Below are 21,638 nucleotides of genomic sequence, written 5' to 3'. Positions count from 1 at the left end.
ACATTCTTTCTAGCAAGGCTTTCGATAAGCGCAAGCACTTCACCTGATCTTTTCTGCCCACGCGTCGATATCGCTGTTGGCTTGGTCCTGCCAATCGTTTTTCGGTTCGGGTTTGGCAACCGGCTTGGGGGCCGGTTTGGGCTTTGCAGCCGGTTTCGAAACTGGCACCGACTTTGACGCCGGGGCAGTTGCCGGGGTCTGGGCCTTAGGTGGCTCTGCCTGCACCGGGGCTTCCACAACCGGGGCAGTCACGGGCTCGGGCTCCTCGACCTGGGGCGGCGCGGATACAACCGGAGCAACTGGCACGGTGACGGGGGCCGGGGCAGTCACTGCTGCAGCCGGTTTGTCTTGGAGCGGAACGGTTTCGCTGGAGCGGTGAGTGGTCCACCACGCCAACGCCCCACCCAGCACAAGGACGGCCACGCCCGACCCAGCCAGAAGTTGCCAACCCTTCTTGTTGCTGTCCTTCGCAGTCGCCTCACCGGACGGCTTGGCGGGGCTGGCCTTGGGGGCTTCCGGTTTCACCGGGGCCCGGGTCGCCGTCGCCTTGGGGGCCGCTACCGGGGCTTGAGCCGGCTTGCTCGGAGCAGAGGCCGGAACAGACGGGACCACCAGCTCGACAGGTGCTGGAGCGGCAGGCGTTGCGTCCACGGCTTCACTGACGGCAGGCGCAGGAGCGCTGACCGGCTCTTTGATGACAGGCGCGGGGCCTGCTTCTGGTTCTGCTGTCGGCTCGGGAACCACCTCCTCAACAACCGGCTCGGGCGCTTCGGGAGCGGAATCGGTTTGAACGGGCTCGGGCTCAACCACCCGCGGCTCGGGCTGGGCAGTCGCTTCTTGCTCGGCCAACGCCTGGGCGCGCTCGACTTCCAGGCGCGCGTTCTCTGCGGCTTCGGCTTCCTTGCGCGCTTTGGCCTCTTCCGCACGCCGAGCCAACGCTTCTTGCGCCTCTCGCCCCTTCTCAGCGGCGACCGAGGCCGCTTGCTTGGTTTTGTCTGCCAAGGCTTTGCCAAAACTTGCAGCCAGTCGGCCTGCGGTTTTCAAGTTTTCTTTCGTCGCATCGCTGACGAGCTTCTCCGCGTCCGTGGGCGCGGTGGTCTTGGCTTGTGCTGCTTTGGCGAGCAGCTCGCGCTGCTTGCGTTGTTTGATGAGTCTTCGGGTGTCATGGTTCCTCCCAGGCGCTTGAAAAAGATTTGCGCCAGGGGGCTCTCGCCCCCCAGCTCTCGGTTGGCTTAGCGAACGTCGGGGATCGGCGAGACCGTGATGGCGTAATCGCCCCGGCCGCACTGGTCATCAAAGCAAGCGGCCCCGCGCCGGTTGCCCACGGAGTAATCGTCCAGGCCGCACTGGTCATCGACCGTGGCGTTCTGAAGCGCACCGCGCTTTGCCAGCTCAACGACCGGCACCTGGCACACGGCGGTGTCCGCACCGCTGAAGCTGACAGTCAGCTTTTCTTTGCTGGCCTTCAGCAACGCGGCCAGCTTGTCCAGCGTGGCAGCGGTCTTGGCGCTCACCGGTTGCATGTCAGCGGCCGGGTAACGGATGACCAGCTTGTCCAGGGCTTCGGCCTGGCCGTCCTTGGTTTCGACGGTCTTGGTATGCACCTGAGCATCCAGGCCAGCTGCCTTGGCTTCGGCTTCCAGTTCGCGGAACTCCTTGAGCTGGGCTTGATAGGACGCAATGCCTCCGACAATCGCCCCAGCAGCGCACACCGTCAGGGCCTTGTCTTTCTTGCCGGTCAGCAGGGCGATGCCTGCACCGGCAGCGCAGCCAATCCCGCCGGCCTTGAACAGGCGCAGCTTGTTGGTCTTTTGGGGTTCGGGCCGGGTGCTGTCCTGGGCAAACGAAAGCCCCGGAGCCAGCAACGCGGCGATGGTGAGAGTGAGGATGAAACGCTTCATGGGTATGCCTCCTTATGAGGTAGTGGGGAAAGGGTTAGAGTTTTGGAGGCAGGAACGCCGAGGTAGCAGCAGAAGCTCGACTGGGTTCGGCAGCCGGTTGCTTGGAGAGGGTTTCGGCGTCGGGTTCTTGCTGCGCCAGGAACTGGGAAAACGCTTGAAGGGTTTTCACCACCAGTTCTTCATTGGCCTGGAGTGCCGCGCTCTGCTCTGCTCGCAAGTCCGCCAGCGCGCTTTCTAGGGCAAGGGCATTCCGCGTTTCGGATTCGCGGACCGTGGCTCGGATGTCGCCCAACGCATCGGACGCTTCAAGCCCCTGAACCACGCCCCGGTTTTTCTCCAGGACCGCCAGGCGCAAATACTTGTTCAAGGAAACGCCTTGTTCTTTCGCGCAATACCGCGCGCTCTCCAACTCATCGGGAGCGATGCTGAAAGATTTGGTTAGAAGCGACGGACGACCCACTTAACCCCCTGCAATGAAAATCCACACCCATGGATTAGCAAAGGATTTAAGAAGCGCAAGTGGGCTAAGCCGTTTTTCTTCTGTTTTTCTGGGGTTCCGGCCATTTTTCAGCCGAACGGTTGGCCAAGTTGTTAGCCAAGACTGAAAACAAGGCGCAGCAAGGCCTGGGCGGGTGGAAAGGCGCAGCGTTTCTAGCCAAGCCGGAAAAACACTTCAGTGCGACTTGTGTATGGCCTACTCCCTTCACCCTTCGGAAAACCTTGAACGGTGAATGGGCAGCCAACCTCTTCCCTCGCAGTCCTCCCCAAGTTTTTGCTCCCCCGCTCTTGCCCTTCCGCTTTTCCCCGGTAGAAGTTTAGGAAAGCCCCAATCCTCAACCCAACCGGAGCCCCCTATGCCCCTCACTCCCGCCACGCCCAGCCGCTCAAAAAAGTTTTCGCCAGCCCCCGTAGCCTGCCTCCCCACCCATCCAGCTCCCCACCTCTCCACCGACGCCGCACCCCCTGTCTCAGAAATCGGGGACCGCCGTTTCCCCCACGCCCCAGCCCTGTCCCAGTTCGTTTTAGTCAAGCGGAGGCCAGCATGGGATCGCGTGAGTGGTTGGGTTCAGTCACGCTGCTCGGGTGTTCTGAAAGCCCTGCCTCCATCTGTTTTAGTCAACTTTGCTCGGGGGTTCTGGAGGACGACTGCAGGGGCTATTGGTTTTGGTTCGGGTGCCTGGAAAGCGTTGACCCCATCCGTTTTAGTCAAGCGAGTGGCCTCGGTTGAAGTTCACTGCCCCCCGGTATTCGATCAGCGGTTGGGGGGCCAGTGCTGGTCTGGAAATGTTTCGGGCAAGCGGGCTCTGGGTTTTGGATCGGCGGTCGCTGGGGAGGTTCGACAGGCTCGGCAAAGCGTTTTAGTCAAATCTTTTTCAAACTCCTGCAACGCCCCACTGCCCCTGTTCTGCGATCCGGTTGCTGGGCCTGCGTTGAACGGCTGGGGGGTGTTCCGTGTTTGAGCTGACCCCCTTCTTGGATGCCATTGCTCAAGCCGATGCCCCGCTGGAAGGCAAGGCCAACGGGTGGCAACGCAAGGCTGTTTTGGCCGAGTTCGGCAACGCCTGCGCCTTCTGCTCCGCTCCGCTCGACCTGGCCTCTCCCAAGTCGTGGACGGCTACGCCACTGGTGCCCGCGCAACTGGGCGGCCCCGTCAGTGTCGTGGAGAACTGGGTGCCTGCCTGCCGTCCCTGCGTTGCTGCCAAGGGCCTGCGAGATATCGTGTGCTGGAAAGAGTGGCAAGCGTCGGCGACCCCTGACCGCGTGGCGCTGCTGCTGGAACGTCGGCGCTCTGCGTTGCTGTATGCAGAGAACCACTTCACCCCGTTGAGCCGCCACTCGAAGCGTGAGCGGCTGCTGGCAAACCTGTCCGCCCGTTTCGACAAGCCCCGCTTCCGCGTCTACGCCTGGTCGGGTGAGGTGGATGGGGAGCGCGTTGGCCTGGTGGGCTGGAGCACGCGGTCAGGCGATGCCTTGGCACTGAGCGAGGCCCTGCTGGCGTTACGAATGAGGGACGGGGGCGAGGTGGTGGCAGAGGGCCAGGTGACCCTTCTACGGCTTCCGGTGGACGCGTTCCTGCGGGCCGTGTGGGCGCTCATCGAGGCCCATGGGATCGTCGTGCCGTTGGATGTGCCAAGCGATGGGCCGCTCAATGCAGATGACTGGCGGGAATGCTGGCGACACCGAGTCATGGACCCGGTCAGCAACCACAAGCGGGTTCCGATGACCAGCAGCCAGGCGCTGCCTCATGCTCCCCGCGTGCTGTCCACCAACCCGGATTCCGTTCGCCGGCTGGCCCAGCTGCGGGCCGCCCGCCGTGCTGACCGGGTGGAGGAGGCGGAGCTGCTGTATCGCGAGGCGATGGCCCGAAAGAGCAAATACCTGGAGCGTGTCAGACGCGGCTTGGAGGCCCCGATGCCGCTGGACGAATACCGGGCGTGGAGCGATGAGGTGAGGCAGCTGGGCGTGGACTGGGTGAAGCTAAAGAACTAAAGCCGCTCTCTCGCTATCATTGCCTCAGAAGCGGCACGGTGGGCATCGATTGAGTGCCCCGACAAAGGAATCGTCAAGGGACTACGAAATGGCAATCAGTCAGCAAGTGATTCATGGCTTGAACATCACGAAGCTCAAGGGAATCTTGGCTTTGGATGAGATTCGATTCGACGAGAAACCGCTCACTGCAATCCTCGGGCCGAATGGTTGCGGCAAGTCAACGGTATTGCACGCGCTCGCTTGCTGTTATAGGCCACCCGAAGGATCGGACGGCAAGAGCTGGCAGTTTCGGGAGTTCTTCACTCCCACATCCGATTCAACGTGGGCAGGCAGCTCGCTGATCATGCATCATTCATTTAGAGACGGCTTGACTGAGCATAAAGACATCAGCACCGAATACAGAAAGAAGGCGGACAGGTGGTCCCCTCGCTATTCGAGGCGCCCGGAGCGCGACGTTTACTTCATCGGAATAAAGTCCTGCGTTCCTCGCATTGAGGAAGAGACCTATAACTCAGCCATCAACTATCAAACAGAGGTGCACGCTGACGCCACGCTCATAAAAGCAAAAATGGGTGTAGTGTTCAACCGTGCCTATACCGAGCTCAATGTTCACAAGGCGCATGCCGGACGAAAATACAATGGCCTTGCACTCGATGGCAACAGGTATTCTGCGCTTGCCATGGGAGCGGGCGAGCAGAGAGTTCTGGAAATCCTATCCGTCGTCTTCAAAGCGCCGAAGTATTCACTCATCCTGATTGATGAGGTTGACCTCCTACTACACACCGCCGCGTTGACTCGCTTGATGCAGCTCCTACATGATCGAGCTAAAGAAAAATCGCTCCAGATAATCTTCACAACCCACAGAGAGGCGATTCTTGACCTCACGAAGATTGCCAGCATCAAACACCTACACACGGTCAAAAATCAGAACAAGACGTATTGCTTCTCAAATACGAAGCCTGAGGCACTCCACCGACTGACCGGGGAACGGGATCGGCCGCTTGAGGTTTTTGTCGAAGACGAAATGACCTTGACAATCGTGGAACACGAGCTTTTTTCGCTGGGAATGAAGCGCTATGCAAACATAACATCCTATGGCGCGGCGACAAACTGCTTCACCCTCGCTGCTGGATTGATGCTGTCCGGAGCACACAGCGTCGAATCTCAGCTGTTCTTGCTGGACGGTGATGTTTATGCAAGCGAACACCAGCGACGGGAACGTGTCAACGCGGTTCTAACTGGAACCGAAACCAGCGCGTCGGAGCGCCGTGAGCGTTGCCTCGAAGGCATCAGAAAACTTATCCCGGCGAATGATGCAGCTGCGGCGCCGGAGACGCAGCTGCATTGGATGATCCGTAGTCTGCCACCACAAGATGACATTGAAGGAACTGAGATCATTGAACTCGCACAAGGTATAGAAGCAGTCGATGATACGCACTCCTTCATCGAGCTGATTATTAGCACACTTAACATCAACAGGGCTGCCGGCCTATCGCGCATAGTTGATGTCGCTTCAAGGTCGCCGCATTGGCAACTCTATGTGTCGGAACTACGGGAATGGCTGGAGCTTAGGCAAGCCAGTGTTATCGAATCAGATACCAAGCCCTTGCCAGCAGTAATACCCTCCCCCTCTGCGGAGTAAGCAAAAACGGCTGCGATGGCCTTGCAGCATTCTTCACCAGCTCTGCTCCAAACACCGATCTACAAGTTGCCGCATCGCCTCGCCCAGCGAGATCCCCGCCGTTCGGGCATCCCGCACCAGGCCCTGGGCCACCTCTTCAGACACCTTCGGGTCCGGCAAAATCGCGCCGTAACGCTTCCCATCCGGCCCATGCTTGGCACGGACTCGGGGCCCGAACGGCTGCCGGATGTCGGCATGGGTGGCCACCAGGGCAGCCAATGCACTGCTGGCCGTGAGCCCCTGCTGGCGAGCGAGAGCCCGGAATGCGGCCGCCTTGGCCGGGGCAATGCGAACCGTGGGCAGCCGGCGCGGGGCCGGCTGCTTGGGTCGGATGGCGTAGGGGTTACGAACCACGAGCGATCTCCTGCAAAACGCTATTGCTCCTCTTTTTTAAATCTTCTTTGTGGAGCTTGAGAAGCTCTCGCATATCTAGGACATGCGCATCGCTTTCAATCAGAACGTTGGATGCATCGACGTAGATCAGCTCTTTCTTCGGTCCAGACAACCGGCGCGGGGCCGGTTGCTTGGATTGGATGGCATAGAGCTTAGGCATCTTCATCCTCGCCCTCCTGTCCGTAGGCCCAAACAAAACGCGTTTCATCCACGATGCGCATGTTGCGCCAGCCCAGTTTCTGCTCCAGATCTTCCATGCCGGCTTCGGCTTCGGCGAGTGTCGAGTATTCCGCGTTGTCGATGGGCTCCCAGTTGCTGCTCCAGCTGTTGGTGGAGTAGTCAGCTTCGATGGTGAAAGTGTTTTTTTGCATGGCGGTTACCTTTTTGGCTTTTTCGGTCAGCGGTATTGCTTTCCTATAAATCCAGGTTACGACAGGCCCTGAAAATGTAAACTCAAAAACAACACATTTATTTGACTAAAGTGTAGAACTGACGGGCAACCGCAGAAAACACAAAAACCCTGAAACGCCTCACGTTTCCAGCCAAGCACCGGGCCCGGCGGAAGCCGAGGCCCCACCCGCCTTTCCCCAACACGCTTTTGCTCTAGCCGCTTTTGCCGTCGCTCTTTCCACCCGCCGCCAGCCATAAAAAAGGCGGCCGATGGCCGCCTGTCTTTCACTACCACCCCAGGGATGGCGTAGAACCTGCTCATAGCTCTGCCATGATTTCCTTGTGATCCAACGCCTCGGAAACCTCGGCCAGGGTGGCATACCCGCAAAGACTGTCTTGGTATTTCCCGTCCGAAAGCTCCCACCGCAGCATGGCTTCGCAGTTGTTGGCGGCTTCCATTTTGACGTGGAGCCCAGCTTCTGAGAGTCGCAGCCCCAAACGGGCGGCGCGGTTTTCGAGGGTTTGGCGGCGAGGGGTTTTCATGATGAATCCTTGTTTGGTTTTCAGGTCAGCGGTATTGCCTCCCTACAAATCCAGGCTACGACAGAGCGTAAAAATGTAAACCCGAAAACAACACATTTATTTGACTAAAGTGCAGAAGTGACGGGCAACCGCAAAAGACACGAAAACCCTGAAACGCCTCACACTTCCAGCCAAGCACCGGGCTCGGCGGAAGCCGAGGCCCCACCCGCCTTTTCCCCATGCCGCTTTTGCTTTGAGCCGCTTTTGCCGTTGCTCTTTCCACCCGCCGCCAGCCATAAAAAAGGCGGCCCATGGCCGCCTGTCGTTCACTACCAACCCAGGGCTACCGTTGTTTCCTCGCCCGCCCCACAATCGCCTTCCGGACCTGTTTCCGCACCGGATCCAGGTCGTCGGTCGCCGTCGCCACCACCAAGCGCCGCTTGCTCCTTTTTAGTTCCTGGCAGGCCCAGGACGCCAAGGCGATGATCGCAGTGGTGATCACCGGGCTCTCTTCTCCCGTCAAATCCTGGAGCTGATCGCGGAGCTTGGGCGGCACGGTCACCATCGTTCTCTCGGTCCTGACGCCCTGGGCGTCTCGATAGTCAAACATCTGGCTACCACGCCCCACTTCGAGATACACCTTCTTCCCCGACCGGATAAAGGGCTGCTCTTCGCTGTAGTCGAAATAGGTCTTGCGCCCAGGCGCGTCCCCTGCAGCCACCATCAGCTCTGCCAGCTGCTCCTCGGAAAACTGGTCCAGATCAATGAGCGGCGCATACGTGCGTTGCGGCTTGGCGTGGACCACTTTCGCGGCTTTGGACAGGTCTTTGCGGGCTTTGGCAACGGCGTTCTTGGCGGGGGTCTTCTTGGCAGCCATGAGGTCCGGCAGGGGCAGCATTGGGAGCTCCATCATGCCTGCCACCGGCCCGGGTTGGCCAATCTTTTTTGGATAGCCTGACCTACCCGCAAAATGTCTTCTCGGGCCTTGTCCACCCCAGCTCCTCGCATGGAGAACACGGTTTCCCCCAGTTCGTAATAGCTGGCCAGTGCTGCGCGTTCGGGAATGACGATGGCGCCTGCCAGGCTGGGATCTTCCAGCCGGCGGCGGTGCTCCGCCCGCTTGAGGTTGACTCGGTTGGCGACCGGCAGGAAGGGCTTGCCCTGTCGTCGCAGGGTTTCAATCGTCCGCAAATAGACCACAAACGATCCACCATCGAGCAACGTGGGAACTAGATAGAGGTCCGCGTCCGGCAGCTGGTCTTTCACTGGGGCGCTGGGCGGCAGGTCTTGAATCTCCAGGTCGAAGCCTGAGGATGAGGCACGGCTCACGGTAAACGGGGTCTCCCCGTCGCTCATCGCAGACCAAGCGACCGAACCACATTGAGGGTCACGGTCGTTGACGAGCACACGGGATTGGCCGGCAAACGCGGCGGCGAGGTTGAGCGAAAGCGTGGTGCGCCCCACGCCCCCCTTGAAGCAGCAGACAACGAGACGCATCAGATGGGATCCTTTTATGGGTAGGTCGTGCAACACACTACGATGCAAACCTATTCCCGCAAGAGCCATGCAGCTAGGGGGTTTCAGCGGTGCAGACGTCTTAGGTTCAGCTCCCCGGGGCCCGGCGGGAGCCGTGGCCCACCCTACCGTGGTTTCCACCCCGCTTTTCGGCGGCGAGCAGCCGCCGGCCTGGGCGTCAGGCCATGGCTTTGTGGTTGCGACGGAGGTGGGCGTAGGCGGGATGAGGGCGATGAAGCGCGGTATTGGACCATTTGCCTGCCCGTTGGCGTCCAAACCATGCCTGCATCGCCGGGCAAAGAACGCCCCCGCAGACCTCCGCCAGCGTTCGGCCTTGGTCCACCCGTCGCCGCTCCAGCTTCCCGTTGTGCCCCCGTCGCACCACGAACCGCTCCCCGATCTGAACCAGCGGATTGGCCCCGGCGTCCATAAGCACCTCAATCATCGCCGCATAACGCGTCGCCAGGACCGGGTCCGACTGGATGGCCTTGGAATACATGAGGGAGGCGACGGCCAACGCGGTGATACCAGGATCGCCGGCCACGCCAGCGTCCAGGTCGGGCGTCCCCTTGAGTGTGTGGAGCCACCCATAGAAGGCCAGCGGGTCGTTGGTTTGGATGGCCCTGATGAGGCTTTCAGTCCCGGCACTCATTGCCCACCTCCCAGAACCCCGATGAGCACCAGGGCCACCAACGCGTAGAACGGCACCAGCACGATGCTCCACCACTGCCGGGATGCTTCCTGGGCCTTGCTGCCCAGTCGAACAGGAGCTGACACGCGATAGAGGCGCACCAGGGCGCGCCCGGCGGAGATGGGGTTGGCGACCAGGTCCCGGTAGAACACCGCGGTGCCCAGGAGACCGACAAACAGCAGGGCCATGTTCAAGAGGCTCATGCGAAGCGCTCCTCTTCCTTCTTCCAACGCCGCTCATGGCGGGCGCGGGTGGCCAAGCGCTGGATCCTGCGGTGCTTGTCGGCCAGCTGATTGAAGCCATTGGTGCCGTCCAGGAACCGCGCGGCCGTGTGGAGTTGGAAATGCGCCAGGTCAGTGCTGGCAGGCTCGACGGGATGAATCTTCATGTCTTCACTCTCTTTTTGTGGGTAGGTCGGTTTACCCATTAAACCGCTCCTACACCACGATCCAACCACATCGCCAACCGATGTCAACCCATTGATTTGAAGGATTTTTGACTAAAATCAAGAACTGCCGTCGGGGCTTGTCAAAACGCGGTTGTGTCGCATGCTGAAATGCATGACACCGCAAGCCCGCCCTCGCCGTCGTTCTCCCGCCCCAGGCTTTGGCCTGGTCGAGTTGCTGCTCGCATTGGGGGTTGCCACCGCAGTGGGCGCCGCCGCGTTTTGGGTCTACCCCCGCGTCACCACTCGGGTCAACGTGGCGTCGGACGTCGAGAACGTTCGGGACCTGGCCAGCCGCGTTGATCGGTCCCATGGCGTCATTGGCTCGTTCCGCGGCGTCAGCACGTTGAACGTGCTTGAAGATGGGCTGGCCCCCACAGACTTCCGCCAAGGCAGCGCAGCGACTATGAGCAACGCGTGGGGCGGCGCAGTGACCGTGTCCCCGGCCACGGTGCGCCTGGCAGGAGATGCCTTCACCGTGGGGCTGTCTGGGCTTCCTGCGCGGGCCTGCGTGCCGTTCGTCTCCGCCATCGCAGGCGACGCGAACGTGCGGGACGTGATCGTGGGCAACACCAGTGTTTTGCTGAGCAACCGAGGGAGCCTGGACGTCCCCGGCTTAGGATTGGCGTGCGGGGTCGATGGGGCCGTGGTCGAGATCGTCTATTACTCGGGCATGGTGGCTGGGTCGTCGGTCGCCGTGGTGCCCACGCTTCCCCTGCCCTCCACGCCCGCCGTCCCTGGCCCTTCAACGCCGACCCCGGCGGGGCCCGTCACTGGTGCGCCCAGCGTGAGCGATGCGGTGCCGGGCGTTCCTGGGAACGTGTCGCCAAGCCCTGCAGTTGCTCCTTTCCCGGCTCTTCCACCGCTTCCTGTTGCGCCCAGCGTTCCGGTGCCTCAGCCGCTCCCAACGCCGGTCCCCACCCCGGCTCCGCCGGCCTTGGTGCCGTGCCGGCAATCGGAAAGCTCGGCGGCCCGGGCGAGCTGTCCGGCGGGCACGTGGGGCACAGAGACGGTGCGCACGCGCCAGGTCTGCGCTCCCGGCGACGTGTATCCAAACTCAGACGCTGCATGGGAGCATCCCGAGGCCTGGGTTCAATCCCAGAGCGTGGTGGCCGTGACGGCGAGGGATTGCCAGGCCTGCCCTGGAGCCGCCCAAGAGGAACGGGATCAATGGCTGCCCACTTCGCAAGCCTGCCCGTCAGGCCAAACCGGCACGCATACCTGGGAGCGGCAGCAGGTCAGATCGCGGGACGTGTTCACCCACTGTCCGTTTGGCACCACGACCCTGCCCGGGCCCACTTACGGCGGCTGGTCCCACTGGGTGGATACCGGGGCTCGTCGCTACGAGGTCAACACGTGCAAGCCCACGGCCGCTCGCTGCAGCGATGGGAGCTTGCAGGTTGTGGCGTGGCACTCGGCCGATGGGCAGGACGTGCCGCCGCCCTCGGGTTCGAGTGGCATTTCTTACTGGTATCCCGACGCCGTGGTGCGCCTGACAGCAGCGGAGAAAGCAAAGCTCGACTGGGCCATCAACCACGTGCCCATCCACCGGGTCGAGACGCCTGCACCGATGCCCGGCAACTGGCCCGCCAACGTGAGCGAGTCGGCTTTCTATGAAGAGCAATGCAACGCGCTTTCGGACGCTGGGAACATCCGTTATGCCTACTCCTACGATTTTGAGTGCGTCTCCAACATGGGCATGCACTACTGCGACTACAACTGGACCAGCGGCGGCACCTCTTTGGCCGTGTGCCGCCAGGCCTGCGCGTCCGATCTGGTCGGCAAGAGCAACAACCCCTATCGCTGGGAGTGGCCTGAGTCCTCGGTGGTGGCTTCGACGCCCTACACCACCTGCACGGGCCAGCCTGGATGCACGCCCAACGGCGGTTTTGGCACCCAGCAAGGCCTGCCGGCGTGCAACGAGCACAACGTGGGCCAGACCATCGCTTTCAACTGGTATCGCCAGTTCTACAACCCCGTGCGGGTGGATTACCAGTCGCTGACGCTGACGTGCAGGGGACCTGTGAGCTAGCGGCCAGAGGCAATCGTCGGACACGCACGGAACAGTGCACTACTCAGCTGGGGGCACGAACGATGCTTGGCTGGGCGTCCCCATGACCTTCTGGACAAGCTCGTAACCAGAGACCTCCTCATAACGGGAGGGTATTCTTGCTTTGAGCCCATGAAGGCGCCGATTCGCCGTCAATGCGAGCTGGTTGTAAGTGGTCGCCGTGACGCGTCCACGCTGGGCTCCGTTGTATTCCCGGTTAGTGACGGTCGAGATATTGGATGCGACCGAATGACCGACCACGAAGGCATGGAAGAAGGGAACCCCTTCGATGCCTCCGCTGGAGACAAGCTCATCGACATACTCAGCCGCTTGATTCATCTCTTTGCGACCGATTTCAGAGCGCCCTTTCTTTAGCTCAATGAGTAGGACATCGCGCATCATCACCAGCTGATCCCTGGCAGTATCGAAAGTCTCCGTCCCAACAACAGAGAGTGTCGCATCGGATAGGACGACAATGTCAGGGCGTTTCGCTGCATTGGCAAACGCCTGTCCACCCTTTCTGACTTTGAACAAGCTGGTGGCGACGGTGCGCAGGGTATTGTTCGACGCATACTCCGAGCTATCGAACTCAGGACCAAACAGCCAACGCGCCTGCGTCACGAGCGGGTGGAGGGTGTGCAGCTCGTCAGCCTCCGGGTCGCCGCTGAGCTTCTCCATGGCCGCAATGATGGACAACCGACTGTCGATCTCGTCCAGAACGGTAAGTGCATCCTCCACCGTCCACTGCCCCAGCAACCTGTCGAGCCCGTCGATGTCGTGCTCACCCAGCTGCATCAGTTTGTCGAGGAAGCTTGAACCGCTTCGTGCCTTTTGAATCTTTATGACTGCCTTGACGACCTTGTTGAGCGTTTCAGGCGGTATGCCTGGTTGGTCATGCACCACCGCCTTCGTGAACTGCGCCACTTCAAGCATGGAACGCCTAGGCAGCGTGCGCAGATCCTCTCGATTCTTGTAGAGTGCGTCCTCTGAGTTTTCTTCAATCAAGTGGGCCGATAACTTTTCGACCATTTCCTGCGCATACCCGTTGGCCGCTTCGAAAAGGCGATCGGTGCGCTCGGTATTCTTGAACTTCGACCAGTCTGGTTCGACTTCGGACAGCCACTCTGCCCCACACTCGATCACGATGGCATAGCGCTTCGCAAAGCGCACCCGCCCATCCAGAACGGCCATTGGCCCAACGGTCCAACTCGGCAGCCCCACCAACCGATTGCTCACCCAGAATGCCACGCCTTGGTAACGCGTGGATTTGGCCGTGCGCGTTGTGTCCACCACATACGCGGTGACGCCAAAGCCTGGTTCAACCTGAATCTTGCGCTCTTCTAGAAGGCCCTCATGCTCAGACAGAGGGACGGACTGGCCGTTCACCGAAACGATGAACTGCGGATCGTGTAGGAAACGTCCCGACAAGACCGTTCTGATCCGATCTGGATCCGGGCGGTGGCGTTCAACCTCTACCAACAACCGGGTGCCATGGCCGGAACGGGTGCCTGTTTCATGGCTCTGGATGTAGAACGGGGACGGCTGATTTCGAGTGCCGATCACGAAGGTTGAGAGAACGCCGTTCGTCCAAGTTTCGACCGTGTAATAATCAGAGAAGCACAGAAGGCCATGGCGACCAATGCCGTTGCGCCCGAAGGCCATGCGCACCCAATCGCGACGCCCCGACGGAAACTGGACGTTCGCCCCTTGGCTTCGATGCCGGTTGTATCCCAAGGTCATCCAGCGCTTGCGAAACTGATCCTCGGTCATTCCATGGCCATCATCTTCCACCGACAGCAAGCCACCTGTTTCCTCCGGGATGATCACGGCAACCTTAGCCGCTCCCGCATCCCATGTGTTGGCCACCAACTCGGTTAGCGCTACATCTGGGTCATAGCCAATCCGCCCGAGTGACCGCAGCACGTAGTCTTCTTCAAAGAGAGCTTCGTTGGCTGCTTTGCCCTTCTTAGCCATGGGGATGTCCGCTAAATGCTTGATTGGTAATGGTTGCAAGACTATGCCGCCTTCTGCCGACTTTGGCAAAAAAGCTAAGCCCTACCCATCTCACCTGCCGCGACGCCAGCGGGCGCGTGTTAGCTGGGGAGTGCGGTTCTATCCCACGCGCGCTTGACCCACCCCAACACGACGGCCAGCACGCCGATCAGGAACACGCCATACAGCCACGCGCCGTAGAACGCCATCGTGGCCACCTCTCCATACACGGGATGCTCTGCATACTTGAACCCCAGAACGGCGGCCGCCACCACCGTCACCACGCCCAATCCGCCCCCGAGCAGCGCCCCTTTCAGGAAGCCGTGCTTCCGAAAATACGGCATCCGCCCCGTTCGGACGTGCCAGTCCCAGAGCCGCTGAGCCCGGAGATGGAGCGCCAGGCAAAATGCCAAAAACGCGAAGACGAGCGCACCGGGCACACAACAGACCACGCCGATGAAGAAGTCGCGCTTCATCACCTCCAGGCCGGCCGCCAGCCCAACCAGGCCCAACGGGCCCAAGATGACGCTAGGGAGGATCAGCGCGGATGGGCCCGGCGGCGCATACACAACTTGCTGCGGCGGATAGCGGTTCATATGGTCCTCCCCTGTTGGATGGCTGCACGCTTGATCGAGACCGGCGTGCAGTCAAGCGGTGGACTGCCGCCCGTTTAGCCCGCGGACGTCCCTTCGTCCTTCACCTCGACCGGCTGCCAGCCCTCGCCTTGCGGGCGGAACACTGCACGCAGCTTCGGCTTGAGGGTGCTCGGCTCATCCTTGGTGGGCTGGCCGCCGATGTAACCCAGGGCCTTTACCGACCCGCCGATCAAGCACTCTTGATCCCCATTCGGCTTCTTCTCGCAGTCGAGATCCAAGCCGCCCGCGTCGGTCACTTCAAACCGCCAAGAGCGCTGGAGGGTTGCCTGCCTCCCCTGCTCGGTGAAAAAGCCTTCCACGACCTTCACCCCATCCTCCTTTGAGGGGCCCTTGTCGCCAGAGCAGGCGGTCAGGGTCAAAAGTGCCGCTGCTGCGGCCACGATCAGTGCGTGCTTCATGTCATGCGTCCTTGTCTTTGGAAGGGGTGATGCCGATGATCTGGTTCTTGTAGCCGATCTCGAGGCGGTCGATTTGGAGAACGATGTCGGGCAGGCCGTTGGGCTTCAACCTGCCCTCCACGACCTTGAAAAAGATTCGGTCTCCCGTGGCGTCGCGCCCCACCCGTCGCAGCTCGGCCGCGTCTTCCGGCTTCAATCGCAACGCGGCGTGGTAGCGCCCGCCATGCTCGACCCCGACCACCGCACTGCCCTTGCCCAACGGCGAAGGGCCGATAACGGCCGTCGGAAGAAAGTCAGGCGAGCGGGGATACCAGTCGTGGTTCATGACCAGCACGTAGGCGTGGAGAATGTTGGTCTTGGGGTCGATCTCCACGTCGATGTAGGGCCGCAGGTAGAACGCATCGGTAGAGGCGATCTGCCGCGCCTTGGCCTCAAACGCAGAGGCCGGATCGCCCTGCAGGCCTACGCGTTTGAACTGGTGCCCCCATGAGCCAATGCAGTGGGTTCGCATCGCCGGTGCCAGGGCAGCGCCGGCCTTGGCCTGGGCAAAGAGGTTGTCTTCGCACATGCCGAAACCGGCCGACGCGGTGGCCGCCAAGCCCCACCGGATCCGGGTGTAGCCGTCGAGCACTGGAGGGTCGCCGTCGTCCCAGTAAGTGCCTGCCGGCTCCAGGTAACGCTTGGTCGCCGGGGCCGAGGCGGCGTCCTTGCCCGCCTGCATCAACCCCTTGCCAATCCTTCCCAAAATGCCGTCCTGGGCGGTGGCCGTCCCGCTGGCCAACGCCAGGCACACGGCCACGGCTGCAATCGCTTGCTTCATGCATCCCCCTGATCCCGGCCACCATGGCCTTATTTGCCATTTTGGCAAATGCGGTGCAGCATGGGAAGCGGCAGACTTGGGGATTGTTCCCGGTTCGTGATCGCCCATGCCTGCCCCTCTCGCCCCAGCTCACACGTTTGGCCGCCGCTTGCGCGAGGCCCGGCTGGCCAAGGGCCTGACGCAAGCACAGTTGGGGGCCGTGCTTGGGTTGGACGAGGAAAACTCCGCCGCTCCCAGGGTTTCTCGTTACGAGAGAGGAGATCGCGTGCCGGATCCTGCAACGATGGAAAAGCTGGCCCAAGCACTTGGCATGCCGGTCGCCTATTTCCATGCCACAAATGATCTAGTGGCAGAGACGTTGCTGGTGATGTCGCGGCTTGAACCCGAACAGCAGCGAGAGCTGCTGACGAAGGTGAGGGATTACGCCCAGAGCCGTGGCGTGGCCATCCTCCCGAGTAGCGACAACGATCTCAGGGAAGAGAAGACATGCTGAAACGACTTCGACGCTGGTGGCTGCAGCGGGATGCGCCAAGCCCGATGGCACCGGAGCAGTTGCAGGCGCTGATGGACATCAACCTTCTGGAAATCCAGTTGGCAGCGTTGGACGCCCTCAGGCCCTCGACGCCAGCCGCGGAGGCGACCAGGCTGCGATCCCATGCTTGGCTCGCGTCGGTCCGTGGCCAAGGCCCGGTCGGGACACCGAACTGGAGCGAACTGCGGGCAGAAGCGCGAGCACTGAACCGTGATCTGGCGGCCGCCCTGGCTGCCGCCCAGATCGATGCCCCCTCAGAGGCCTGATCCCTACCGTTCGGGAAAACCATTTCCCCATCCCCTACGACCATCACCGACTTGCCTCCAAATGTGACCCGCGTCACTATTGCGGAAGGGGAACGGAGCCTTCCTGGCTCTGGCCATTCACAGGGGAAGTGACCGATGGCGAACAAGAATGGGGCCGCTGCGCCTACGACTCTGGAAGAGTGGTTGAATGGCCGCCCAAGCTGGCTGCGCATGGCCGCTTCCACGGTGATCCAGCACCGCCGCATGCCGAACGAAGAGGAGATGGAGGCGCTGGCGGATCACTGCCTGGCCGAGGCAGCCAAGAAGCTGGATGCTCCCCACCCGGCGTTGGCACCGGGAACCATCTTGGGGACACCCACCGCCGCTGAGCTTCGCATCGACTCGGTCTCCTCCATCTGCGGCGTCAATGCCCTTGGCGAGGACGCGGCATTGGACCTCAGCCAAGGCCAGATGACCGTGGTCTACGGACCCAACGGGGCCGGGAAATCGGGCTACGCCCGTTTGATGAAGCACGTTTGTGGCGCGCGGGCCAAGGGATCTATCCACGGCAACGTGTTCAAGCAGAATCCCGATGCTGCCTCTGCCTTGATCAAAGTCACGGCGACCCGATCCGACGGCACGACATCGTCTGCTGATCTCACTTGGCAAGCATCCGACGGCCCCCACGCGACATTGAAAGCGGTGCCGGTCTTCGACTCAGCCACAGCGCTGGAGTTCGGAGACAGCGCCACCACCGCCACCCATCTTCCCCGAGCTATGCGGTTCGTCGGGATGCTCATCCACATCTCAGACGATCTCGCCACCCGATTGAAGGCCCGCGCCGCCAAGCTCACCAGCAAACTGCCCATCATCCCGGAAGACCACGCGCAGAGCAGCGCTGCAACGGTCCTCCGGAAGTTGACGGCGAAACTGACCGAAGAGGAGATCAACCAGCGTTGCGCCTTCCCCGCTGCACTGAACGATGAGCGTTTGGCACTGGAGACCGCGCTGGCCCAGGCGAACCCTGAAGTGGCCCACGCCAAGGCCGTCGGAGAGCTGGAACGCTTGTCGCAAATGGCCGCGAGCATCTCGGCATTGAAGGAGAGCTTGAACGACGAGAAGGCCCAAGCCCTCTTGGATGCCCGCAGCAATGCAGAGGTCAAGCGCCAGGCCGCCACCGCCTATGCCACGGCATTCCTCAACGGGTTGCCGCTCAAGGGCATCGGAGACGCCGTGTGGCGAACCCTTTGGGACGCTGCAAAGGCGTATTCGACAGGTCTTGCCTACCGTGACCACCCTTTCCCCCACGTTGGGGACGAATCCCGTTGTGTCCTCTGCCAGCAACCGTTGGGAGACGACGGCAAGGCCCGCTTGGCCAGCTTCGAGAGCTATCTCAACGACACCCTGCAGACAGAAGCCAAGAGCGCGGAAGACGCGCTGACGGCGCTGAAGAAAGCGTTGCCCAGTCCTCTCACCGATGTCGCCTGGCAGGCCCAGTGCGCTGCTATTGGCTTGGAAGCCCCCCAAGCCACTGAGCTGCTTGAGGCCATCCATGCGAGGTTGAAAGCCATGGCCGAGGCCACGGCGGCTCCGGCAGTGCAGTGGTCTACATGGACCAACGCCTACGATCAGAAGGTCAAGACAACCACCGCTGATCGCGACGCGCTGGCGGGCTTGCTGGACCCGACGGGGCGGAAAGAGAAAGAAGCCCGCCTAGCAGAGCTGAAAGCACAACAGTGGCTATCGGAGCAGCGCGATGCGGTATGGGCCGACGTGATCCGCCTCAAACGCGTGGGAACGGTGGAGGCTGCTGTTCGGTCTACCTCAACCAGCCAGTTGACGACGAAAAGCAATGACATTGGCGAGTCGGAGTTGGCCAAGGGCTATTGCGACCGCTTCAATGCCGAGTTGAAGGCGTTGGGGGGCCATTCGCTGCCCGTCCGCATGTCGTATCGATCCCAAGGCAAAGGGGCGTTCACGTTTTACGTTGAGCTGAAGGACGCGCAAGGCGCCCAGAAGAATCGGGAAATCCTGAGCGAGGGCGAGCAACGCATCGTGGCGTTGGCGGCCTTCCTGGCCGACGCGACAGGGCTTGAACGGGGCATGCCGGTGATCTTCGACGACCCCATCTCCTCCCTGGATCAGCGCTTTGAGGAGGCGGTCGCCAAACGCCTGGTAGATCTGGCCGAGCGTCGCCAGGTAATCGTGTTCACACACCGGTTGTCGCTGATGGTCCTCCTTCAGAGCGCCGCCAAGCAGCGGGCCAACCTCGATCAGTCTACGGTCAAGGTCGCGGTTGAATCGATCGCCCGCGATGGAAGCAGGACCGGCATGCCGGCACAGATCAATACGTTCTCTCTGAAGCCACAATCCGGCTTGAACCAAATGATCAGCAGCATCGGACAGCTTAAGAAGCTTGATCCGCCGCTAAAAGAACTTGCCCTGAAGACCGCCTGCAGCAACTTCCGAATCTTGGTTGAGCGCTCCGTAGAGGACGAACTTTGTTCGGGCATCATCAACCGCTATCAGCGCGAGATCAACACGCGCAACAAGCTACAGCGGCTCAGCGCAATCACTCCGACAGACTGCGCACTGATCGACGGCATGATGACCAAGTATTCTGCGTTTGAGCACTCTCAATCCATTGATACACCAACGTGGCTTCCAGAGCCGGACGAGCTCCTTAAGGACGTGCAAGACATGCTCGAATGGTGCAAGAAGTTCAGTAAGCGAGCGGAAGCGGCGGCGAAACCCAAGGCGTAGGCCGGGCCACCCTTTACTGCGGGCTCACGGTCATCAGAAGCGCCGCTTGGCAACGACTCCCCCGGCGACTGGCAGCGCTTGATGCAACTCGTGCGCGCGAAGAAACGCGTGCAGCCACTCTTCCGCGTCTTTGGCGCCGGTCAGTTCCCGAACCACCACGCCTGCGACGCAATCCCCAGTGACGGCGAACGGGTCGTTGTTTAAATCGCTGCTGGATAGAGGGGAATGGAAATCGGCCCCCTCGTGGAACGCCTGAAGCAGCTGCTGCCTGGCAGCAATATCCCGGCGCGCCGTCCATGCGAGGCGAACGAGCTCGGATGGTGGCCAGGGCGGAGGGATCATCAGAACTCGTAACCGTCCGGCACGCCCGAGGGGATGCCCTGCATGGGGCCCGAGTAGCCCACCTGCTGAACCAGGTTCTGGGCGGTTTGCGACATGCGATCCAGGCGTTCCGGGACTTGGTCCAGGGCGAACAGAACCATGCCAAAAATGGCGATGTTGAGCAGTTTGTTGAAAAGTTTGCGCACGAGCGGGGTCCTCCGTGGTTGTCAGGGGTTCTGGTTTCAAAAAAGTTGGTGGTGTTGGGCGATGCCGAACAAGCAAAGCGCCCAGGTGGCCGCAATCGTTGGAGGAGCCAGGCAAAGCGGCACGCCGAGGGCGATGTCCGACAGCTTGGCCTTGGGGTCGGTGACCATCTCCCATCCCAGCTTGGCCGCCCCCATCCCCGACATGGCGTCGAACAGGAATCGCAGGAGCGCTGAGGTGGTGGCGACGGAGGACCGGGCGGGCGCTTGGGTTTGGCTGCGGGTATTCATCAGAGCGCATCCAGTCGATCAGCAATGGCCAATCCGGCGACCAATCCAGCCAAGAGGCAAAAAGCAAAGAACGTCAACATGGGTTTTCCTTTGGTTAAAGAGCATCGGCGCCCTTCTCTGATCTCAAGGTAAAAGAAAACCAACTTTTCGCAATAGATTGACCCTACATTTTCCTGACTAAAACAAAAAACTGACGGACAACCGCAGAAAATACAAAAACCCTGAAATAACTCACATTTCCAGCCAAGCACCGGGCCCGGCGGAAGCCGAGGCCCCTCCTGCCTCTTCTCCACGCCGCTTTTGACGTTGCTTTTTCTCCTCAAGAGCTCAAAAGAACGCGGCAAAGCCCCGCCTGAAAAGCTCCCTCTGGCGAGGAAAGACCCTGGGCGGGGGCTCCCGTCCCAGCCTCCGGGTGGCTGTCCTTGGCCCCATCCCCCAAAAGGCAGTCCGATTCGTCAGGCGCTGGCGTGGATGCATCGCCAGACCAACTGGCGAAGGGCTTCTGTCTGACGAATGCCGATTCGGTTGGCGTCGATGAGCAAGGCCATAGCGACATCGGGAGCCACCTGCACACTGGGAAGCGCGGTTTTATAGCGCTCTCGCCCCTTTGCCTCTCCGGCCCACGGCGTCGGGCATCGAGGGGAAAACGGTTCTCGAATCTGGGCGTGTTGCTCGATGAGTTGAGCCAGTGCAGCGCGCATGCTCAGGCCTTGCGCGGCGGCCAGGGCTTGAAACGCGGCTTTGCTGGGCGCGTCAATCCACGTTTCATGGATGGTCTCCACAAGTGGCATGTTGTTCCGCTTGGGTTGTAGCGTGTAGCGGCTCATCCGCTCCTCCTCTTCTCCTTCAGGTCTGCTCTTACATACAACCCCGAATCCATAAAAACGAGGGCCATCTCACGAAACGAAACGCCCGCCGGAAACTCTTGACTCCAGACCACAATCCCATCTTTGAGGTAGCTGTATTCCTGGCGAGTCACTACGCCAAAGCCATCTTCTGAGTCGCACATGTATTTGACCCGGTGGCGGTAACCGGCGTTCTCGATTTCAATCAACTCTTTCATTCGAACCCTGCTTGTGAGGGCCAGAGGACGTAGCGCCTTCTCATGCGGTCCTCCGGCTGGGCTTGGCCATCCATCCTTGGGCGGCCGCTTCTTCAGCGGTCAGCAACGCGGAAGTGCCCAGGAAACGCGTGAGCTGGTAATGGCCGATGGTGTGGGGATACCGCTGGAGGTGGGCGTGCATGTCCTTGTCGAAGTAGCACGTGGACCCAGAGCGGCGTTGATAGGCGAAATAGCGGCGGCGACGCGTTGCTGGGGGTTTCATGCAGCCCCCCCGCA

General features: G+C 61.1%; 27 protein-coding genes. 6 read left to right on the top strand and 21 right to left on the bottom strand.

The window, feature by feature from the left end; genetic code table 11:
- Positions 1-39: 39 nt before the first annotated feature.
- The 3 genes from ACMZPQ_RS04400 to ACMZPQ_RS04390 all read right to left on the bottom strand — a co-directional run bounded on the left by ACMZPQ_RS04400 (position 40) and on the right by ACMZPQ_RS04390 (position 2,268).
- Positions 40-1,044 carry a hypothetical protein gene (locus ACMZPQ_RS04400; RefSeq protein WP_495495824.1) on the bottom strand — a complete coding sequence of 335 codons (1,005 nt, stop codon included), beginning with the start codon at positions 1,042-1,044 and terminating at the stop codon, positions 40-42.
- A gap of 188 nt (positions 1,045-1,232) precedes the next feature.
- Positions 1,233-1,901, bottom strand: coding sequence for a hypothetical protein (locus ACMZPQ_RS04395; protein WP_099470577.1), 669 nt, complete (start codon positions 1,899-1,901; stop codon positions 1,233-1,235).
- Between the two features lie 34 nt (positions 1,902-1,935).
- Positions 1,936-2,268, bottom strand: a complete 333-nt coding sequence (locus ACMZPQ_RS04390; RefSeq protein ID WP_130519073.1) for a hypothetical protein — start codon at positions 2,266-2,268, stop codon at positions 1,936-1,938.
- 1,085 nt (positions 2,269-3,353) lie between these two features.
- Here ACMZPQ_RS04390 and ACMZPQ_RS04385 point away from each other — a divergent pair.
- Entirely contained in the window at positions 3,354-4,391 is a 1,038-nt protein-coding gene (locus ACMZPQ_RS04385) for a hypothetical protein (protein WP_024957694.1), read from the top strand.
- Between the two features lie 88 nt (positions 4,392-4,479).
- Entirely contained in the window at positions 4,480-6,033 is a 1,554-nt protein-coding gene (locus ACMZPQ_RS04380) for an ATP-dependent nuclease (RefSeq protein ID WP_024957695.1), read from the top strand.
- 33 nt (positions 6,034-6,066) lie between these two features.
- On the opposite strand, the gene ACMZPQ_RS04375 is transcribed toward ACMZPQ_RS04380, so the two are convergent.
- From ACMZPQ_RS04375 to ACMZPQ_RS04335, 9 genes are all read right to left on the bottom strand, one after another.
- Positions 6,067-6,426, bottom strand: a complete 360-nt coding sequence (locus ACMZPQ_RS04375) for a hypothetical protein (RefSeq protein WP_024957696.1) — start codon at positions 6,424-6,426, stop codon at positions 6,067-6,069.
- Positions 6,416-6,631: a hypothetical protein gene (locus ACMZPQ_RS04370; RefSeq protein ID WP_024957697.1), complete on the bottom strand. Its 216-nt coding sequence runs from the start codon at positions 6,629-6,631 to the stop codon at positions 6,416-6,418. The genes ACMZPQ_RS04375 and ACMZPQ_RS04370 overlap by 11 nt, the downstream gene beginning before the upstream one ends.
- On the bottom strand, positions 6,618-6,836 hold the full coding sequence (locus tag ACMZPQ_RS04365) for a hypothetical protein (protein ID WP_024957698.1): 219 nt from the start codon (positions 6,834-6,836) through the stop codon (positions 6,618-6,620). The genes ACMZPQ_RS04370 and ACMZPQ_RS04365 overlap by 14 nt, the downstream gene beginning before the upstream one ends.
- Before the next feature lie 337 nt (positions 6,837-7,173).
- Positions 7,174-7,398, bottom strand: a complete 225-nt coding sequence (locus tag ACMZPQ_RS04360) for a hypothetical protein (protein WP_024957699.1) — start codon at positions 7,396-7,398, stop codon at positions 7,174-7,176.
- A 322-nt stretch (positions 7,399-7,720) separates the two neighbouring features.
- Complete coding sequence (locus ACMZPQ_RS04355; protein WP_024957700.1) at positions 7,721-8,275, bottom strand: hypothetical protein; 555 nt, start codon at positions 8,273-8,275, stop codon at positions 7,721-7,723.
- A gap of 11 nt (positions 8,276-8,286) precedes the next feature.
- Entirely contained in the window at positions 8,287-8,874 is a 588-nt protein-coding gene (locus tag ACMZPQ_RS04350) for a ParA family protein (RefSeq protein ID WP_024957701.1), read from the bottom strand.
- Between the two features lie 196 nt (positions 8,875-9,070).
- The gene (locus ACMZPQ_RS04345) at positions 9,071-9,544 is read right to left on the bottom strand and encodes a hypothetical protein (RefSeq protein ID WP_024957702.1); all 474 of its coding nucleotides are present in this window, start codon (positions 9,542-9,544) and stop codon (positions 9,071-9,073) included.
- Positions 9,541-9,786, bottom strand: a complete 246-nt coding sequence (locus tag ACMZPQ_RS04340; RefSeq protein WP_024957703.1) for a hypothetical protein — start codon at positions 9,784-9,786, stop codon at positions 9,541-9,543. The genes ACMZPQ_RS04345 and ACMZPQ_RS04340 overlap by 4 nt, the downstream gene beginning before the upstream one ends.
- Complete coding sequence (locus ACMZPQ_RS04335; RefSeq protein WP_143568540.1) at positions 9,783-10,010, bottom strand: hypothetical protein; 228 nt, start codon at positions 10,008-10,010, stop codon at positions 9,783-9,785. Before ACMZPQ_RS04335 ends, ACMZPQ_RS04340 begins: the two co-directional genes overlap by 4 nt.
- A 133-nt stretch (positions 10,011-10,143) precedes the next feature.
- On the opposite strand from ACMZPQ_RS04335, the gene ACMZPQ_RS04330 reads away from it, so the two are divergent.
- Positions 10,144-12,060 (top strand): type 4 pilus major pilin, encoded by a 1,917-nt coding sequence (locus tag ACMZPQ_RS04330; RefSeq protein ID WP_197570724.1) that lies wholly within the window; start codon positions 10,144-10,146, stop codon positions 12,058-12,060.
- Positions 12,061-12,099: 39 nt separating this feature from the next.
- Here ACMZPQ_RS04330 and ACMZPQ_RS04325 read toward each other — a convergent pair whose 3' ends face one another.
- The 4 genes from ACMZPQ_RS04325 to ACMZPQ_RS04310 all read right to left on the bottom strand — a co-directional run bounded on the left by ACMZPQ_RS04325 (position 12,100) and on the right by ACMZPQ_RS04310 (position 15,944).
- The gene (locus tag ACMZPQ_RS04325) at positions 12,100-14,052 is read right to left on the bottom strand and encodes an ATP-binding protein (RefSeq protein WP_197570723.1); all 1,953 of its coding nucleotides are present in this window, start codon (positions 14,050-14,052) and stop codon (positions 12,100-12,102) included.
- A 119-nt stretch (positions 14,053-14,171) separates the two neighbouring features.
- Positions 14,172-14,666 (bottom strand): hypothetical protein, encoded by a 495-nt coding sequence (locus ACMZPQ_RS04320; RefSeq protein ID WP_235645986.1) that lies wholly within the window; start codon positions 14,664-14,666, stop codon positions 14,172-14,174.
- A 74-nt stretch (positions 14,667-14,740) separates the two neighbouring features.
- Complete coding sequence (locus ACMZPQ_RS04315) at positions 14,741-15,124, bottom strand: hypothetical protein (RefSeq protein WP_114618597.1); 384 nt, start codon at positions 15,122-15,124, stop codon at positions 14,741-14,743.
- A gap of 1 nt (position 15,125) precedes the next feature.
- A complete protein-coding gene (locus ACMZPQ_RS04310) occupies positions 15,126-15,944 on the bottom strand; it encodes a hypothetical protein (RefSeq protein WP_114618596.1) in 819 nt (272 codons plus the stop codon).
- A gap of 106 nt (positions 15,945-16,050) precedes the next feature.
- Between ACMZPQ_RS04310 and ACMZPQ_RS04305 the strand changes: the two genes are divergently transcribed.
- From ACMZPQ_RS04305 to ACMZPQ_RS04295, 3 genes are all read left to right on the top strand, one after another.
- Positions 16,051-16,437: a helix-turn-helix domain-containing protein gene (locus tag ACMZPQ_RS04305; protein WP_024958708.1), complete on the top strand. Its 387-nt coding sequence runs from the start codon at positions 16,051-16,053 to the stop codon at positions 16,435-16,437.
- Positions 16,431-16,742, top strand: a complete 312-nt coding sequence (locus ACMZPQ_RS04300; RefSeq protein WP_197570722.1) for a hypothetical protein — start codon at positions 16,431-16,433, stop codon at positions 16,740-16,742. The genes ACMZPQ_RS04305 and ACMZPQ_RS04300 overlap by 7 nt, the downstream gene beginning before the upstream one ends.
- A 135-nt stretch (positions 16,743-16,877) precedes the next feature.
- Positions 16,878-19,484 (top strand): AAA family ATPase, encoded by a 2,607-nt coding sequence (locus ACMZPQ_RS04295; protein WP_414486243.1) that lies wholly within the window; start codon positions 16,878-16,880, stop codon positions 19,482-19,484.
- 33 nt (positions 19,485-19,517) lie between these two features.
- Here the strand turns inward: ACMZPQ_RS04295 and ACMZPQ_RS04290 are convergent, their stop codons facing one another.
- From ACMZPQ_RS04290 to ACMZPQ_RS04270, 5 genes are all read right to left on the bottom strand, one after another.
- Positions 19,518-19,826, bottom strand: coding sequence for a hypothetical protein (locus ACMZPQ_RS04290; protein ID WP_032960290.1), 309 nt, complete (start codon positions 19,824-19,826; stop codon positions 19,518-19,520).
- On the bottom strand, positions 19,826-20,011 hold the full coding sequence (locus ACMZPQ_RS04285; protein ID WP_032960292.1) for a hypothetical protein: 186 nt from the start codon (positions 20,009-20,011) through the stop codon (positions 19,826-19,828). Before ACMZPQ_RS04285 ends, ACMZPQ_RS04290 begins: the two co-directional genes overlap by 1 nt.
- A 36-nt stretch (positions 20,012-20,047) precedes the next feature.
- A complete protein-coding gene (locus ACMZPQ_RS04280; protein ID WP_049419319.1) occupies positions 20,048-20,299 on the bottom strand; it encodes a hypothetical protein in 252 nt (83 codons plus the stop codon).
- A gap of 455 nt (positions 20,300-20,754) precedes the next feature.
- Positions 20,755-21,126: a hypothetical protein gene (locus ACMZPQ_RS04275; RefSeq protein ID WP_146033387.1), complete on the bottom strand. Its 372-nt coding sequence runs from the start codon at positions 21,124-21,126 to the stop codon at positions 20,755-20,757.
- Entirely contained in the window at positions 21,123-21,362 is a 240-nt protein-coding gene (locus ACMZPQ_RS04270; RefSeq protein WP_040008402.1) for a hypothetical protein, read from the bottom strand. The genes ACMZPQ_RS04275 and ACMZPQ_RS04270 overlap by 4 nt, the downstream gene beginning before the upstream one ends.
- Positions 21,363-21,638: the final 276 nt, after the last annotated feature.

Source organism: Stenotrophomonas maltophilia (assembly GCF_047497515.2).
Classification (GTDB): domain Bacteria; phylum Pseudomonadota; class Gammaproteobacteria; order Xanthomonadales; family Xanthomonadaceae; genus Stenotrophomonas.
Note: the sequence above shows the minus strand (reverse complement) of the source record. Positions and strands in the feature narration are given on the sequence as shown.

What these genes read in the sequence shown, in the direction of transcription:
- ACMZPQ_RS04395 (WP_099470577.1), bottom strand. Translation starts at nt 1,901, where the DNA reads ATGAAGCGTTTCATCCTCACTCTCACCATCGCCGCGTTGCTGGCTCCG.
- ACMZPQ_RS04380 (WP_024957695.1), top strand. Translation starts at nt 4,480, where the DNA reads ATGGCAATCAGTCAGCAAGTGATTCATGGCTTGAACATCACGAAGCTC.
- ACMZPQ_RS04370 (WP_024957697.1), bottom strand. Translation starts at nt 6,631, where the DNA reads ATGAAGATGCCTAAGCTCTATGCCATCCAATCCAAGCAACCGGCCCCG.
- ACMZPQ_RS04365 (WP_024957698.1), bottom strand. Translation starts at nt 6,836, where the DNA reads ATGCAAAAAAACACTTTCACCATCGAAGCTGACTACTCCACCAACAGC.
- ACMZPQ_RS04360 (WP_024957699.1), bottom strand. Translation starts at nt 7,398, where the DNA reads ATGAAAACCCCTCGCCGCCAAACCCTCGAAAACCGCGCCGCCCGTTTG.
- ACMZPQ_RS04355 (WP_024957700.1), bottom strand. Translation starts at nt 8,275, where the DNA reads ATGCTGCCCCTGCCGGACCTCATGGCTGCCAAGAAGACCCCCGCCAAG.
- ACMZPQ_RS04350 (WP_024957701.1), bottom strand. Translation starts at nt 8,874, where the DNA reads ATGCGTCTCGTTGTCTGCTGCTTCAAGGGGGGCGTGGGGCGCACCACG.
- ACMZPQ_RS04345 (WP_024957702.1), bottom strand. Translation starts at nt 9,544, where the DNA reads ATGAGTGCCGGGACTGAAAGCCTCATCAGGGCCATCCAAACCAACGAC.
- ACMZPQ_RS04340 (WP_024957703.1), bottom strand. Translation starts at nt 9,786, where the DNA reads ATGAGCCTCTTGAACATGGCCCTGCTGTTTGTCGGTCTCCTGGGCACC.
- ACMZPQ_RS04335 (WP_143568540.1), bottom strand. Translation starts at nt 10,010, where the DNA reads ATGGGTAAACCGACCTACCCACAAAAAGAGAGTGAAGACATGAAGATT.
- ACMZPQ_RS04330 (WP_197570724.1), top strand. Translation starts at nt 10,144, where the DNA reads ATGACACCGCAAGCCCGCCCTCGCCGTCGTTCTCCCGCCCCAGGCTTT.
- ACMZPQ_RS04325 (WP_197570723.1), bottom strand. Translation starts at nt 14,052, where the DNA reads ATGGCTAAGAAGGGCAAAGCAGCCAACGAAGCTCTCTTTGAAGAAGAC.
- ACMZPQ_RS04320 (WP_235645986.1), bottom strand. Translation starts at nt 14,666, where the DNA reads ATGAACCGCTATCCGCCGCAGCAAGTTGTGTATGCGCCGCCGGGCCCA.
- ACMZPQ_RS04315 (WP_114618597.1), bottom strand. Translation starts at nt 15,124, where the DNA reads ATGAAGCACGCACTGATCGTGGCCGCAGCAGCGGCACTTTTGACCCTG.
- ACMZPQ_RS04310 (WP_114618596.1), bottom strand. Translation starts at nt 15,944, where the DNA reads ATGAAGCAAGCGATTGCAGCCGTGGCCGTGTGCCTGGCGTTGGCCAGC.
- ACMZPQ_RS04305 (WP_024958708.1), top strand. Translation starts at nt 16,051, where the DNA reads ATGCCTGCCCCTCTCGCCCCAGCTCACACGTTTGGCCGCCGCTTGCGC.
- ACMZPQ_RS04300 (WP_197570722.1), top strand. Translation starts at nt 16,431, where the DNA reads ATGCTGAAACGACTTCGACGCTGGTGGCTGCAGCGGGATGCGCCAAGC.
- ACMZPQ_RS04295 (WP_414486243.1), top strand. Translation starts at nt 16,878, where the DNA reads ATGGCGAACAAGAATGGGGCCGCTGCGCCTACGACTCTGGAAGAGTGG.
- ACMZPQ_RS04290 (WP_032960290.1), bottom strand. Translation starts at nt 19,826, where the DNA reads ATGATCCCTCCGCCCTGGCCACCATCCGAGCTCGTTCGCCTCGCATGG.
- ACMZPQ_RS04280 (WP_049419319.1), bottom strand. Translation starts at nt 20,299, where the DNA reads ATGAATACCCGCAGCCAAACCCAAGCGCCCGCCCGGTCCTCCGTCGCC.
- ACMZPQ_RS04275 (WP_146033387.1), bottom strand. Translation starts at nt 21,126, where the DNA reads ATGAGCCGCTACACGCTACAACCCAAGCGGAACAACATGCCACTTGTG.
- ACMZPQ_RS04270 (WP_040008402.1), bottom strand. Translation starts at nt 21,362, where the DNA reads ATGAAAGAGTTGATTGAAATCGAGAACGCCGGTTACCGCCACCGGGTC.